The 206-nt window shown below is 53.9% G+C and carries 1 rRNA gene; it reads left to right on the top strand.

What is annotated here, in order from left to right:
* Positions 1 to 206, top strand: a 23S ribosomal RNA gene (locus cpu_RS13160); the annotation flags it as partial.

The raw sequence follows: 206 nt of genomic DNA, 5'->3' as shown, positions 1-206 counted from the left end.
CAGCCATCATTCAAAGAGTGCGTAATAGCTCACTAGTCGAGTGACTCTGCGCCGAAAATGTAACGGGGCTCAAGCACGCCACCGAAGCTACGGCATTTGGCGAAAGGCCAAATGGGTAGGGGAGCGTTCCTATTGGGGCGAAGCAGCACCGGAAGGAGCTGTGGACTAATAGGAAGAGAGAATGCCGGCATAAGTAAGCGAGAAGG

The organism is Carboxydothermus pertinax, from assembly GCF_001950255.1.
GTDB lineage: Bacteria > Bacillota > Z-2901 > Carboxydothermales > Carboxydothermaceae > Carboxydothermus > Carboxydothermus pertinax.
Note: the sequence above shows the minus strand (reverse complement) of the source record. Positions and strands in the feature narration are given on the sequence as shown.